Source organism: Pseudomonas sp. H1_D05 (assembly GCF_054682705.1).
Genome location: NZ_CP162825.1, coordinates 5,245,029 through 5,259,986, shown reverse-complemented (window position 1 = coordinate 5,259,986; position 14,958 = coordinate 5,245,029). Strand labels below are relative to the sequence as shown.

Below are 14,958 nucleotides of genomic sequence, written 5' to 3'. Positions count from 1 at the left end.
TGTGGAGCCGTCATTCCATCGCTGCTAAACGGATAGGGTGGCGGCTGTACGCGGGTTAGCAGACCAGGCTCAAGGATCCCGGCGCACCGAAGTGCCCCACGCAAAGCCGCCATAACGTAATGGCGATACTCGCGTGCCTTGAAATTTGCCGAGCTGCTAAACCCGATCGCTGATTCGTCAGCGACGGCACCACAATAGAACCCGCCCCCAAGGCGCACAAGCCGGCGGATTCTGGCGTAGCTGTAGGCAATGGCGCAAGAACTTGTAGCCTGAAAGGCGTGTCGGGAGGTGTCTTTTAAACGCCGGAGTTTAAAATGCAATTTGCGCTGACTTCACTGGCCCCTTCGCGAGCAAGCTCGCTCCCACATTTGGAATGCGTTTCCCTGTGGGAGCGAGTCTGCTCGCGAAAGGGCCATCCCGGTCAGCAGAAAAAACCTTGATCAAGCCCCGACGTTTAAATCACTGGTTAAATAAATCCATCCCTTTTTACGTTAAAACCTCCTGGCTTTGAATCCAATGGTTTGGAATTGCACGTAAACGTCGACTGTTTCATTTGAAACATTTATGCCTTGTGAATAAGGCGGTGTGACCCATTGTGCGCGTCCCCATGTGAAGCATGTGGCTGCCTGCGGCTGAGATGGATTGGAGGTTTTAGCTGTGTACCAATAATGGTAGGGGGATGTGCTTACCTTTTGGAAACTAAAAGACGCGGCCTGGGCAGTCGGGTCGTTTGTGAATTCATGTGGGAAAGGTTGGGCGCCTATGGATGTGAGCCAAGCCATGGACTCTGCGTGAGTGCGGTGCAGCGAGTTGAATACCAGTTCATAAACGTTTTTACAGCTAACCTCGTAACTGTTGGTCGCGCCCCTTTCGTCACGCGCGGTGATGCGTGCGGTTCCTATTCCTGTAGAAACAACATGGCCAGTTTTTGGATCTACGGAAGCAACGTTAAGGTCTGACGAACTGTATTGGTAAGGAGGATTACCGCCCCGAGCTTCTCGTGTGCGATGCGCGTTATCGTGTAAATATGCAGTCGTATCGAAAGGCGGGATATGGGGGGCCGGCGCCGGATAAAAGTGGGGCCCATCCAGCACCATTGGTGAGGTATCTATTTCCAGAGCAGGCGTCGCCTTAACCACATAAGTACGCACCAAAAACCGCTTCGCCAACCCCAAATCCTCACTTTTCCCAAACGCCACCCACATCTCCATGCTCAGTGGCGTCCCATCCTTCAACCCTTTCAAATCCTCATAAGGCGCGGTCGCTTCGAAGTAGCCATTCTTCACCCAGTCATCATTGACGAAGGCAAACGGCGCCGCCCAAATGTATTTTTCATAGGTCGAGTCATCGGCGTTAGTGCCCCTGAACAGCAACCAGACATACTGCCCCACCGCATTGAAGGGAAATCCCGAACACCACATTTTGCCTTCAGGTGTCAGCTCGGCCAGATTCAGCTCCGATCCTTCACCCGCATTGCTCGCTTCCTTCAAGCGAGGAGCGATGAGTTCTGCCTGGGGCAGTTCCTGCACATTGAGGATGAATGGATCAGACGGCTGCGGCTGGCCGTTGCCACGGGTAATGGTGTAACTGACGGTCACTCTGCCGCCCAGACAAAAGGCCACGAGTGCCGGTGGAGCATCGACGTTCAGACCGACCTCGCTGATCGGCCGTGGATCGCTGATGTATGTGCCTTCAGCGTGGGTGCCGGGTTCGGGGATCCAGCTTACGCTGAGCAGGTCGGTGGGGAGGGTGGTGCCTTGTGGCACGACAATAGTGAGTTTGGAAACGGCAGCCATGGGCGCCAAGGTGTTGCCGTTGGCTTGCTGAACGCCGGCGGGTTTCAACTCCATGTAATCGCCTACTACCGTCGCCGTGGCGATGTTGGATTCGGCTTTCAGTGTGTCGTCGAGTTTTCGCAGTAATTTGTATTTGACCGATACGCTGGTGGCGACGATGACGTCTTTGTTCAGTACTTTCAGAACACAGGTTATTTTATTGCCGATGTCGTCCGTTTCGACTTGACCGGTGAGCACCACTGTTTTGTCATCTTGGCCCGCAATTTTCGCGGTGTAAGTGGCTTCAATTTTGTCGCCAGGCTCGAAGCGTGGGTCGACCGTCGATATGTACACCAGCAGTGGATTGCTACCGAGTTTTTTAAGGTCAATGATGCCCGGCTCGTCGGCTGTATCGCCTGCGATTTCTCGCAAAATCGGCGTGTCCAGGAGCGTGCCATCCAGATCCTCATTCACCGCCACCGCAGCAGACCATACCGCATCGGGATCCGGTCCGTTGAGCAGTTGATCGGTCACTGAGTAGGAAAAGTTGAGGACCTTGTTCTGGCGTTTCGCTTTGTCGAGAAACTCACGCTCCACCGTGAAGCAGACGGTCGTTGGCATTTCGCTGCCCGGGTTCGGTGGTTCGGGGGCCTGATCCTTGCTGACCGGGAAGGTCTCTATTTCGCCGTTGCACTTCAGGCTGATGGTGTCGTAAGCGCGGCAGTAGGGATAACTGAAGCAGACGGGCGCGCAGACGAAGTCTTTGCCGACGCCTTGTTTAATGAGGTCGGACAAGTCCAGGTCGAGTTCGGAGTGGCCGTCGATTTCGGGAAAGCGATCCTTCAGGCCGGGGCGGATGCGGTTGTAGAGGATTTCCAGCGGTGGTGTGGAAATGCCTCGATTGTCGCTGCCACGCCTGACGGTGTAGTACAGCTTGTTGACCTTGTCCGGATGCAGGCGCCCCTTGGGAATGCGTAACGTGGTGCGTACGTCCGGATCCTCAATGGTTTCGCTGTCCAGTGCGGCCGGTTCATTCTCAAGCCAAAGCTCCATGACGTCGCCGGGATCCATGGTGCCCGACAACGGTGGGTCGACGAGGACAACGGCGCCTTCACCGTCGGTGACGAGATCATAGGCCACCAAGGGCACGCCGATGTGTGCACCTACCACGGGCGTGGTCTGGCCGTTGACCTCTGGCGGGTCCGGGGCGAGGACGGTGTTGTCCGGCGGGGTTGAGGTGGTCATGGATGAGGCTCCTGCGTGTTGGGAACGGGCAGGGGTTATCAGAGCGCTTAATTGAGAATTGCGCACCTGTCAGATCTGACAGGTGGCGACGAGTGGTCATTGGTTTGGAGGTTAAAAGCAAAAGATCGCAGCCTTCAGCAGCTCCTACGGGCATCGGTGTAGGAGCTGCCGAAGGCTGCGATCTTTTGATCCAAAAAGCGGAAAACCGTCTGACCCTGCTCAAGCCCACTGTGGCGATGAGCAAGCTCACGCGCCACAGGCTCTTGCCTGCTTCTCAGCCCGGCACCTCCAGATTATCCATCACCCGATTCACCGCCAGCTCGCCGAGCATGATCAGTTGCGCGATGCCCAACAGCGTCCGTCGCTGCGACGCCGGTATGAGGCGGGCGAAATCATGGGCGATGGTTCTGGCTGAGGCGAGTGTTTCGCTGGCATCGGCCAGCAGTTCCTCGTTTTTGAAGTCTGCGGTAACGGCGTACATCCGGCGGGTTTTACGTGGCGGCGGTGTGGAGCCGGGTGGGCAGAGGTAATGATCGAGCGCGTGTTCGGCGGCGTCGTTGAGTTTTTTTGAATCGAAGGATTCGTAGGGGGACGCGAGGTCGGTTTCGGGCGGGTTGGGCGTTGGTTTGATCATCGGTAAAGCCTCTAGAGTAATGAAGCTGCCACCGTTCGCTGCTAACGAAGGAGGTGGCGGCTGTACGCGGGTTAGCAGACCAGGACTCTAGAACCCGGCGCACCGAAGTGCCCCACGCAAAGCCGCCATAACGGCAATGAACTTTGTGCGTCTAGAGAAAAACCCGGGCTGCTAAACCCGATCACTGATAATCAGCGACCGCACCACAATAGAACCCGCCCCCAAGGCGCACAAGCCGGCGGATTCTGGCGTAGCTGTAGGCAATGGCGCAAGAATTTGTAGCCTTGAAGGCGTGTCTGGAGGTGTCTTTTAAACACCAGAGTTTAAAAGGCGATTTGCGCTGATTTCACTGGCCCCTTCGCGAGCAGGCTCGCTCCCACAGGTTCGGCGGTGTAAACACAGCCTGATGATCGACGCAGAAACCTGTAGGAATGAGCCTGCTCGCGATTACGGTGTATCAGTCAGCATGAATGTTGCTGAAAAGACGCTATCGCGAGCAGGCTCACTCCTACAGTAACCGCGTTCCTTCAGAAACCAAGTGGGTACTGGATCACCACGTAGATCCGGTCAATGTCATCGCCGGCCTGCGCTTCATTGGCTCGATGTGAAACATGCGACACCTGCACCGACAGATCCTTCGCTGCGCCCGATTGCACGACGTACTTCAAATCGATATCGCGCTCCCAGTGTTTGCCGCCGTCGCCTTGCTGCGGCTGGTAACTGCCGCTGTCAGGATCAAACGGGTTGTACGCGCCACCCTTGGGCGCATGGGTGCCATCGATATGGCTACCGCTGACGTAGCGGGTCATGAACTTCAGGCCGGGGATGCCGAAGGCGCCGAGGTCGAGGTCGTAGCGCGCTTGCCAGGAGCGTTCGTTGGCGCCGTTGAAATCGGCGTATTTGATCGAGTTGGCGAGGTAGATCGAGTCGCCGCCGACGAAATCGAACGGTGTGTCGCCATTGATCTTTTGCCAGCCGAGCATCACCGCGTGCGGGCCGAAGGCGTATTTACCGGAGAGGCTGAACGCGGTGTTGTCGATGGCGCCGGCTAGCGCTCGGCCGGTGTCGCGTGTGTGGTAGAGGTTGGCGTCGAGCAGTACGCCGGACTGTTTGAAGTGCAGATTGCCGTAGTACTGATGCCAGGTGTCGCTCAGGTCGGAGGCATACAGCGCGCCGCCTATTGGGCTGTCGGTGAACAGATCGGCGCCAACAAAACTGATCCCACCGGCCTCGGTATTGGCGCCGTAGCCATAGAAATCGCCTTTGCCGGATGAGCTGTCCTGATTCTTGAACGCGGTGAAATGCCCGGCCACCAGATTGATGTGGTCGAACTCGGCGCTGTTGAGCAGGAAGCCTGTGGCGTACTCCGGTTGCAGGCGTTTGTCGGAGGTGTCGAACACCGGGGTTTCCACGGTCATTTCACCGAAGGCGAGCGTGGTGCGCGAGGCTTTCAGCTTGAGTGCGCCGCCCGCGCTGGAGTAATCGTTTTCGCTGCGGCCATCGCTGTCGACCGGCAGCAGACCGGTGCCGGAATGGCCTTTGCCGCCGTCGAGTTTGAGCCCGGCGAAGGCGTGGGCATCGATGCCAAAACCGACCGTTCCGGCGGTGAAACCAGATGAGAAAGTGCCGATAAAGCCCTGAGCCCACTCCTGTTTGTAGTTTTTGCCGGAGGGTGAGGGCGAGCGGTAGTCGTTGCTCAGGTAGAAGTTGCGGCTGAGGATTTCGCTTTTGGCATCGTCGAAGAAACCGCTGGCGTGGGCGCTGGTGGTCAGACCGCAGAGCAGCGCGAGGAGGGTGAGACGCGAAGGGGCGCGGTCGATCATGGTCGGTGGCCAGCGGCAATTAAGATGGCTGGGATGATCGCGGGAATGTAGGGCAGGGGATTGAGCGGATGTGCTGAATTTACGGGGCTACACAAATCCTGTGGGAGCGAGCTTGCTCGCGAAGGCGGTGCATCAGTCAACATTTTTGCCGGCTGATAAACCGCTTTCGCGAGCAAGCTCGCTCCCACAGGGTTCTGGGCTGAATGAGGGTTTTGTGGCGGGAGCAAAAATCTGCGTCAGCGATGGCGGTGTGTCGGGCAACATTTTTGCTGCCTGACACACCTTTTGATCGCGTTACGACAATGGCGGCGTGCGTGGCGGGATCTGGCGTTTGCTGCCGGTCGATTCAAACGCGGCGGCGAAACGCAGCAGGTTCGAGTCGTCGTAGGCGCGGCCAGCGAAGGTCAGGCCCACCGGCATGCCGATGTCGGCCATCACGCCCATCGGCACGGTGACGGTCGGCACGCCGAGGTGACGGATCGCCAAGTTGCCGTTGGCCACCCAGATGCCGTTGCTCCAGGCGATGTCAGCCGACGCCGGGTTGACGTCCGCGTCCGCCGGGCCGACGTCGGCAACAGTCGGGAACAGCACGGCATCGAGGCCCAGCGTGTCCATCCAGTCTTCGAGGTCGATGCGTCGGGTTTGCTCCAGGCCGCGCAGGCCGTCAGGCACGGTGCTGATTGCATTCCACGGGGTGATGCCGCGCTCGGCCATGCGCACGTACTCATCCATGCCGGCAGCCAGATCGCCTTCACGGTTGGGCAGGGTGCCCGGGTCGTGCGGGAAGATTTTCGGCCCGTCGACGTCGACCAGACGATTGAGTTTCGGATCGCCGTTGGCTTGCAGGAAGTCGTCGAACGCCCACGCGGTCAGGTCCCACAGCTCATGGTGAAGGAACTCTTTGGAGACCAGCCCCCGAGTGAACACGGTTGGCGCGCCGGGGCGATCGCCTTCGCAGTTGGAGACCAGCGGGAAATCGGTTTCGATGACTTCGGCACCGGCCGCTTCGAGGGCTTGGCGCGCTTGCTTCCACAAGTCGATCACCGAGGCGCGGGTGTTGATGCGCTGGCCGGTCGGGCCACCGATGCCCGGGGCTTCGCTGGTGCCAGCCTCAGGGTCGGCATTGATGAACATGCGCGGCACGGCGAAACGCTTGCCGGCCAGCGCTTTGGCGTCGGCGGCCAGATCGGCGTAGGCGGCGGGGCGCACGGAACTGACGCTCGGAATCGGCACCCACGGTTGCAGACGCCAGAGGTCGCCACGGGTGTCCGGGTCTTCGGCGACGACGATGTCGAGGACTTCGAGCAGATCGGCCATGGTCCGCGCGTAAGGCACGACGACGTCCATGGTCGGGGTCAACGGCCAGTTGCCGCGCACCGAGATCACCCCGCGTGACGGCGTGTAGGCGCACAAACCATTGTTCGACGCCGGGCCACGCCCGCTCGACCAGGTTTCTTCAGCCAGCCCAAACGCGGCAAAACTCGCGGCAGTGGCGGTACCGGCACCGTTCGACGAACCGGAGGCAAACGGCGCGGTGAGGTAATCAGCGTTGTAAGGGCTTTCGGCGCGACCGTAGACGCCACGTTGCATGCCGCCATTGGCCATCGGCGGCATGTTGGTCTTGCCCAGGCAAATCGCCCCGGCCGCGCGCAGACGTTCGATGGTGAAGGCATCGCGATAAGCGACCAGATCGGCGAAGGCCGGGCTGCCGGACGCTGCCGTGAGGCCTTTGACCAGATAGCTGTCCTTGGCGGTGTAGGGGATGCCGTCGAGCGGGCCGAGGGTTTTGCCTTCGGCGCGACGGGCATCGGACGCCCGGGCTTCGTTCAACGCTTCAGGGTTACGCACGACCACGGCATTCAGCGCCGTTGGGGTGTCGGCGCCATCGTAGGCATCGATGCGTGCGAGATATGCCTGTACCAGTTCGACTGCGGTGGTCTGGCCGGACTCGAGCGCGGCGCGCAGTTGGGCAATGGAAACTTCGGTGACTTCGATCATGCGGTCACCGCCGTTTGAATTTGGGTGTTTTTCCTGGAATGGGTGTTCATATCGGTTCTCGTTGCACAGCTATAAGCGACAAGGTTAAGACTGGCGCCTATTTAACACCAAGCGGGGCGCGGAGTAATCGGCGGGATTGTTGTTTGTTCGACAATGAATCTTCGGCGAGCCCTTCGCGAGCAAGCTCGCTCCCACAAGGATTGCATTTCAAATTTGGAGCCAGGGCGCCAAGTGAAATGCGTTCCAAATGTGGGAGCGAGCTTGCTCGCGAAGGCGTCAGCCCGGCCAACCCATCATTTCAGCCGATCACAAAACGCCGTACTCCCGCGCCGTCCGATCCACCGCAATCCGCGTCTTGTCGATCAACTCATCCAGCTCCGCGCGCGTGGCCACCAGCGCCGGGGCCATGATCATCCGCCCCAACGTCGAACGAATGATCAAGCCTTCCTCAAAGCCAATCGTGCGGCAACGCCAGGCGATATCGTTTTCATTGGCAAAACGCTTGCGCGTCGCTTTGTCCTCAGCAAACTGCAACGCAGCCACCAAACCAACCCCCTGAATCTCACCCACCAACGGATGACTGCCGAACACCTCGCGCAGGCAATTTTGCAGGTACGGCCCGGTGTCGGTTTTCACCTGAGCCACCACGCCCTCATCACGCAACGCCTTGAGGTTGGCAATCGCCACGGCGGCCGCGACCGGGTGCCCGGAGTAGGTCAGGCCATGGGCAAACACGCCACCTTTCTCGACCAATGCTTCAGCCATGCGCCGCGACAGAATCAAGCCACCCATGGGGATGTAACCCGAGGTCAGGCCCTTGGCGATCGATAATGTGTCGGGCTCAAAACCAAATGCCTGATGGGCAAACCATTCACCGGTGCGGCCAAAACCGCCAATCACTTCATCCGCACACAACAACACATCGTATTGACGGCAGATACGCTGGATTTCCGGCCAGTACGTCGCCGGCGGAATGATCATCCCCCCCCGCACCCTGAAACGGTTCGGCGACGAACGCGGCGACCTTGTCGGCGCCAAGCTCCAGAATCTTGTCTTCCAGTTGCCGCGCCGCTTGCAGGCCAAACTCTTCCGGGCTGAGGTTGCCTTCATGGGCGAACCAGTACGGCTCATCAATGTGCGCGACATCGGGAATGGTCCCGCCCATCTCATGCATGAATTTCATCCCGCCCAACGCCGTCGCGGCCAGGGTCGAGCCGTGGTAGCCGTTCCAGCGGCCGATCATGATTTTCTTCTCGGGCTGGCCCATCACCTGCCAGAACTTGCGCACGGTGCGGATCAGCACTTCGTTGGCTTCGGAGCCGGAGTTGGTGTAGATCGCGTGGCTGTAGTGCTTGGGCAACAGACTGAAGAGCAGTTCGGACAGCTCGATCACCGCCGGGTGAGTGGTGTGGAAGAACATGTTGTAGTAGGGCAGTTGTTCCAGCTGCGCGGTCGCAGCAGCGGCGAGATCCTTGCGCCCGTAGCCGAGGTTGGTGCACCACAGGCCGGACATGCCATCCAGATAGCGATTGCCGTCGTTATCCCACAACGCCAGGCGATCGCCGCTGACCATCACCCGTGGACCTTCCTCGTTGAGCGCCTTCTGATCAACGAACGCGTGGATGTGGTGAGCGGCGTCAGAGGCTTGGTAATCGCGGGTACTGCGGGTCGAATCGAGTTCGGCGGACATGGCGGATCTCCAGAGCAAAGGGTAAGTGGGTGCGTTCGTCACAGCGCTGCACGGGGAAAGTTTTGTCATCTAAAAATATTTTTGTAAAGAAAATATTTGTCGGTAAAAAAAGATAACCGTAGGCTGACCGCCATTGGCAACGATCAACAGAGGCAACATGAGCGGACTCAGAGAACGGCAGAAGGAACAGCGCCGGCAGGTGATTGCCGAGGCGGCGCTCGAGTTGTTCAAGCGCAATGGCTTTGCGGCTACCACGCTGGACCAGATCGCCGTGCAGGCGGGCGTTTCCGCGCCAACGGTGGTGAATTATTTCGGCGGCAAGCAGGAGATTCTGCTGGCCTTGCTTAAGCAACCCGACGAGCAAGCCATGCGCGAGGCGCGGGCGAATCTCGACGAGAACAGCGATCCGCTGGAGGCGCTGTGCGAGTTCGAAGGGCTGATGACCGATTACCAGCTACAAGCGATGCCGGCTTCGTTGTGGCGAGAATTGGCGCCGTTCCTGCTGACCGGTGAGTTGGCTGAGGCGATGAGCCCGTGGAATGCCGCCGTGATCGAAGAGACCAAAGCGCTGCTTCTGCATTTTCAGCAGGCCGGCAAAGTGCGCGAATCGATCGATCTCGACGTGGTGGCGACGCTGTTCAACCAATACGCAAACATGGCGTTCATTCGCCTCGCCACGCAGGAAGTCCCGGATCGGGCCGCGCACGCCTTGCACATGCGCGGGGTTTTGAATCTGTTGTGTCACGGCATGCTGGAGCGCTAAGGCTAAAAGACGATGTGCCGGAAGTGAACTAGGCTCACAGCGGTTCATCGATGGCCCACCCGGGAGCGCCGACATGGAAGACAAACCGCTGATCACGTTTCAGAGTTCCAGAGCACTGCTGGACGTGCTCATTCGAGCGGGCCTGATCACCGTTCTGGTGCTGTTCTGCTACGACATTTTCCATCCGTTTCTCAATGTCATGCTGTGGGCGCTGATCCTGGCCGTCACGCTGTATCCGCTGAATCAGGCTCTGGGCGCGAAACTCGGTAATCGCTACGGCTGGGCGGCAATCATTCTGGTGCTGCTGGGCCTGGTGATTCTGATGCTGCCGTTGAGCCTGCTGGGTGCTTCGATCGCCGATTCGATCAAGGGCAGCATGCACACGTTCGAAGCGGGGCAGTTCGAGATACCGCCGCCACCGGCCAGTGTTGAAGGCTGGCCGTTGATTGGCGCGCCGCTTTACGGCATCTGGATGCACGCTTCGCAGGACCTGAGCTGGGCGTTTCAGGAGCTGGCGCCGCACCTCAAGGACTGGAGCAAAGTGGTGTTGCATCAAGCCGCTGGCGTCGGCGCAGGCATCGTGGTGTTTGTGATTGCCTTGATCGTTGCCGGGTTGATCATGCACCACGGCGAGCGCGGCCACCGCACAGCGGTTGCAGTCACCACACGCATTTCCGGGCCGGTGCGCGGCCCGCAGATCGCCGAACTGTGTACGGCAACCATCCGCGCCGTGGCGCAGGGCGTGGTTGGCATCGCCTTTATTCAGATGCTGCTGGTTGGCGTGGCACTGGTGGTCATGGGCGTACCGGCGGCCGGCATTCTTGCCTTGATGGTGTTGCTGCTGGGCATCACCCAATTGCCGGTGTTGCTGATCACGCTGCCCATCGTGATTTATGTCTTCGCCGTGGACGGGGTCAGCGCCAGCACGATTATCTTTGCGGTGTGGATGGCGATTGCCGGGCTTGCCGACAACGTGCTCAAACCGATGCTGCTGGGACGCGGCGTCGCGGTGCCGATGCCAGTAGTACTGATCGGCGCGCTCGGGGGCATGGTCACCAGCGGCATTATTGGTTTGTTCACCGGGCCGGTGATTCTGGCGGTTGGCTATGAATTGTTCATCGGCTGGGTGTATCAACCGGCCGATATCACCGAGCTTCTGGAGAGCCAGCGCAAAGCAAATCTACCGTGACACTTATCCCTCTCGCTGACGCATTGGCGTACACCTCAGCGGACGTCTAGGCTGGTCAGTCAGTCGCCCTTCGGGCGCAACGCCCACGCAGGGACAGGAGCGGAACCGATGAAAGCCCCAGCCAGTATGGTCTGCCTGATGTTCACACTGGTTCTCGCGCCGGGAGTCCGCGCCGAAGACCCGCCGGCGACGCCCCCTCACGCGGCCACCGATGATGCGCCGTTGATCAACCCGCAAGTGGTCGACAAGCTCATCGATATGGGCGATTACCTGCGCAGCCTGCCGAAATTCCAGGTCGACGCCCAAGTCTCGCGCGACACGGTTCTGGAATCCGGGCAGAAGATCAAGACCGAGTCCGCCAACACCCTGAAAGTGGTCGGCCATGATCGCCTGTATGCGAAAAGCGAAGGCGATGTGCGCACCCGCGAGTTTTTCTATAACGGCAAAAAACTCACCCAGTATTCGCCATACCTGAAGTACTACACCACCGTCGACGCCCCGGCCACGGTGGCGGAAACCCTACACAAGGTCGAGAACTTCTACGGTGTGCAGGTGCCGATGGAGGACCTGTTTCTGTTCGGCAGTGATCAGGCGCAGATCGATGCCTTGAAAGCCGCGTTGTACGTGGGCCCGTCGGTCATCAAGGGTCAGCTCTGCGACCATTTGGCGTTTCGCCAGGAGGGCATCGACTGGCAATTGTGGCTGACCCGCTCCGACAAACCCTTGCCGTGCAAGCTGGTGATCACCACCACCGACGATAAGAGCTTCCCCGAGTACAGCGCGGTGTATCAGTGGAACCTCAAGCCGACCATTCCGGACACGCAGTTCACCTTCAAACCGGGCAAAGGCGATGTGGCGATTGCGTTCAAACAAGCCAGCGATCAGGGAGGGCAGTGACATGAACAAGTCGATGACGTGGAGTCTGTTGTTGTCGCTGGCCGCCACCACGCTGCTGACCGCCGGTTATGTCGCCGAAGCCGATGCCCGGGGGCAACGCGCCCAAGGACATGCGCGCGCCAACGTCAATCGCGCGCCGGCGCCGAACGCGCAACGGGCGCAGCGGATCAATGCACCGCAGCGCACCAATAATGTCAGTGCCGGTAACCGGGTCAATTCGGGCAATCGGGTCAATTCGGGCAATCGGGTCAATTCGGGTAACCGGGTCAATGTCGGCAACAACGTTGGTAACCGCACGAACGTCAACAACGGCAACCGAAACGTCAACATCGACAACAGTCGCGATGTCGATATTGATGTCGACGGCCATGGCCGTTATGGCTACGACGATCACTACCATCCGGTGGCGGCTGCAGTGGCGGTAACGGCAACCGTCGCGGCCACCGCGGCGGTGGTAGGGGCAATCTTTACCCCGGCGCAAATGCCCAGCAGTTGCGTGCAGGTGATTCAGTACAACGTCGCCTACATGCAATGCGGCTCGACCCGGTACCAGCCGCAGTATCAAGGCAGTGATGTGACGTATGTGGTGGTCAATGCACCGTGATCAGGCTTTCGGCACCCACGCTTGCATCTGCGCCAGCATGCCACGGCCGCCACGGCGTAACCCGGTGGCCAGGGTCAGCCACGACAGTTCGGTAACGATCACGTGTGCGGCGGGCACCAACCGCACTTCACCGGCGGTGCCGCCGGCCGGCCCACCGTCCGGCATGAAAATCGTCAGCCAGTCATCCACGCTTTCGACGATCAGGCACAGGCGAAAGCCTTCGCCCTCGGCAATCAGGCCGACCTTGGAACCGTCCTCGTTTTCCAGCCCGGCAAACCGCGCCGTGGTGTCCTTGAACAACTGGTAACCGGGCAGGTTGCTGAGCAGCTTGTTTTCCGTGGCCTCCAGCGCCCGCGCCGCCGCAGACGTGCGTGCCAGCAGCCCGGCGAGAAAACACAGGACGATCAGGCCCAGCAACGCCGCCAGACTCACCAGCGTCACGCCCGCCACGTCATAGCCCTTGAACATCGGCAATAACTTTTCTACCGGCCCGCGCAGCAGGTGGATGGCTTTTTCGATCAGCACGACGATCAACACCAACGGCAGAATGAACAGCAGACCGCCGACCACGGTGGTCTTGATGAACTTGAACATGACGGCTCCTTTAATGACGGGCGATGCGGATTCAAGGCTAGCTGATCTGTGTTCGCCTGCCGGAAGCGCTCAGCGCTGGAGCGGGCTTTATCAGCGCCGCCAACTGCCCAAGGGTAACTCGACCTCGCGCTCGGCTGCAGCCAACGCCTTTTCCAGCCCGGACTTGTCCAGCGGCGCGCAGTAAGCCGGTTTCGCCCGCTCGAATCGCCAGCTCTCATCGAGGCCTCCGGCGTCGACCGCATCGAAGCCGAGTTCGTCCAGCAAACCCACGACCAATGCCTTGGCGTCAGCGTCATCTGCGGCGACGGGCAGGGCGCGCCGCTCGCTGGAATCATGCGGGCGGCCATCCGTAAGCAAGTCCGCGGCGAGGATGGCATTGAACACCTTGACCACCGTGGCACCGCGCAAATGCTCTGCGAGCAAGCGGCTGGTGGTGCTCTGGAACGTGTCGAGTACGGCGATGTGGCCGTCGCGATCAGGGTAATAGTTGTTGGCGTCGAGCACGGTTTTCCCTTCGAACCCGGCTGGCGGCAGGCTCGGGATGTGTTCGTAGGGGATGGCCAGCAACACCACGTCGGCAAACTGTGTGGCCTGTTCGGCCGTGCCGATCTGGCAGCCGGTGATGCCGGCGAGCACGCTGCTCATGGTCTTCGGGCCGCGTGAGTTACTGAGCATTACTTCGTGCCCGGCGGCGAGGACGATTTGCGCGACGGCGCGCCCGATGAATCCGGCTCCAACGATTCCAATGCGCATGGTGTGTTCCTCTGTCAGGTGGGGAGCCACTATGATGATTCCTGCCCAGATGCAGATAAATTGCACTCTGTTACTTACTTTCGCTAACAGGAGTTTCGAATGGATCGGCTGACCAGCATGGCGGCTTTCGTGATGGCGGCTGAAGCGGGCTCGTACGCCAGCGCTGCGCAACGCCTCGACATGTCGGCGCAAATGGTCGCCAAACACGTGGCCGCCCTTGAACAGCGGCTGGGTGCGCGGTTGCTCAATCGCACCACGCGCCGGCAGAGCCTGACCGAACTGGGCCAGGCCTACTACGAGCGCTGCAAGCACATCGTCACTGAGGCAGAGGCCGCTGATTCGCTGGCGCAGATCATGAATGACACGCCGCGCGGCAAGCTCAGGATCAGCGCGCCGGTAACCTTCGGTTCGTACAGCTTGATGCCGTTCATGACCGCGTTCTTGCGCGAATTCCCTGAAGTGGAAATTGATCTGCACCTGACCGACCGTGCGGTGGATCTGGTGGAGGAGGGGTTTGAGGTGGCTTTCCGGATCGGCCCGTTGGCCACGGCCAGTCTGACCGCGAGGCCATTGGCTCCGTATCGACTGATCGTCTGCGCGGCGCCACGCTATCTGGCGGAACACGGCACACCGCAAGTGCCCGCCGATCTGCAACAACATGAGTGCCTGGGTTATGCCTATTGGTCACGGCCTGCCGATCACGAGTGGTCGTTTTTCAACGGTGCGCAGGTCGAGCGCGTGCCGGTGAGCAGTCGCTTGCACGTCAACGAGAGCAAGGCGTTGTTGTCAGCGGCGGTGGATGGTTTCGGGATTGTGCTGGGGCCTGCCGACTTTCTTGAACCGGCATTGCGCAGAGGCGAGTTGGTGAGGTTGTTGGAGGGGTTTGAGGCGCCGAGCAGAGCGATGCATCTGCTGTACACGGCGCATCGGCAGAAGACCGCGAAAGTGCGCCAGTTCATCGATGCCGCGGTCAGCCGATTTGGCTGACCGGGC

The 14,958-nt window shown here is 59.9% G+C and carries 11 protein-coding genes and 1 pseudogene; 5 read left to right on the top strand and 7 right to left on the bottom strand.

Annotation, left to right across the window (positions count from 1 at the left end; translation table 11 throughout):
• Window positions 1-491 precede the first annotated feature (491 nt).
• From AB4O11_RS23750 to AB4O11_RS23730, 5 genes and pseudogenes are all read right to left on the bottom strand, one after another.
• Window positions 492-3,020, bottom strand: coding sequence for a hypothetical protein (locus AB4O11_RS23750; protein WP_460128864.1), 2,529 nt, complete (start codon window positions 3,018-3,020; stop codon window positions 492-494).
• 274 nt (window positions 3,021-3,294) lie between these two features.
• Window positions 3,295-3,654 carry a DUF6124 family protein gene (locus tag AB4O11_RS23745; protein WP_460128862.1) on the bottom strand — a complete coding sequence of 120 codons (360 nt, stop codon included), beginning with the start codon at window positions 3,652-3,654 and terminating at the stop codon, window positions 3,295-3,297.
• Between the two features lie 527 nt (window positions 3,655-4,181).
• The gene (locus tag AB4O11_RS23740; protein WP_460128860.1) at window positions 4,182-5,477 is read right to left on the bottom strand and encodes an OprD family porin; all 1,296 of its coding nucleotides are present in this window, start codon (window positions 5,475-5,477) and stop codon (window positions 4,182-4,184) included.
• 294 nt (window positions 5,478-5,771) lie between these two features.
• On the bottom strand, window positions 5,772-7,475 hold the full coding sequence (locus tag AB4O11_RS23735; protein WP_460128858.1) for an amidase: 1,704 nt from the start codon (window positions 7,473-7,475) through the stop codon (window positions 5,772-5,774).
• Window positions 7,476-7,781: 306 nt separating this feature from the next.
• Window positions 7,782-9,165 (bottom strand): annotated as a pseudogene (locus tag AB4O11_RS23730) (aspartate aminotransferase family protein).
• 157 nt (window positions 9,166-9,322) lie between these two features.
• On the opposite strand from AB4O11_RS23730, the gene AB4O11_RS23725 reads away from it, so the two are divergent.
• The 4 genes from AB4O11_RS23725 (at window position 9,323) to AB4O11_RS23710 (ending at window position 12,618) form a co-directional block, all read left to right on the top strand.
• A complete protein-coding gene (locus AB4O11_RS23725) occupies window positions 9,323-9,928 on the top strand; it encodes a TetR/AcrR family transcriptional regulator (protein WP_320336731.1) in 606 nt (201 codons plus the stop codon).
• A 73-nt stretch (window positions 9,929-10,001) separates the two neighbouring features.
• Window positions 10,002-11,117: an AI-2E family transporter gene (locus AB4O11_RS23720; protein WP_460128856.1), complete on the top strand. Its 1,116-nt coding sequence runs from the start codon at window positions 10,002-10,004 to the stop codon at window positions 11,115-11,117.
• 108 nt (window positions 11,118-11,225) lie between these two features.
• Window positions 11,226-12,014, top strand: coding sequence for a DUF2092 domain-containing protein (locus AB4O11_RS23715; RefSeq protein WP_460128852.1), 789 nt, complete (start codon window positions 11,226-11,228; stop codon window positions 12,012-12,014).
• 1 nt (window position 12,015) lies between these two features.
• Entirely contained in the window at window positions 12,016-12,618 is a 603-nt protein-coding gene (locus AB4O11_RS23710) for a hypothetical protein (protein ID WP_460128850.1), read from the top strand.
• Here the strand turns inward: AB4O11_RS23710 and AB4O11_RS23705 are convergent, their stop codons facing one another.
• Window positions 12,619-13,212 (bottom strand): DUF502 domain-containing protein, encoded by a 594-nt coding sequence (locus AB4O11_RS23705; protein WP_099759202.1) that lies wholly within the window; start codon window positions 13,210-13,212, stop codon window positions 12,619-12,621. It lies immediately after the preceding gene.
• Window positions 13,213-13,302: 90 nt separating this feature from the next.
• Window positions 13,303-13,965 (bottom strand): NADPH-dependent F420 reductase, encoded by a 663-nt coding sequence (locus AB4O11_RS23700; RefSeq protein WP_460128848.1) that lies wholly within the window; start codon window positions 13,963-13,965, stop codon window positions 13,303-13,305.
• A 99-nt stretch (window positions 13,966-14,064) separates the two neighbouring features.
• On the opposite strand from AB4O11_RS23700, the gene AB4O11_RS23695 reads away from it, so the two are divergent.
• Window positions 14,065-14,952: a LysR family transcriptional regulator gene (locus tag AB4O11_RS23695; RefSeq protein WP_460128846.1), complete on the top strand. Its 888-nt coding sequence runs from the start codon at window positions 14,065-14,067 to the stop codon at window positions 14,950-14,952.
• The last annotated feature ends 6 nt before the right edge of the window (window positions 14,953-14,958 follow it).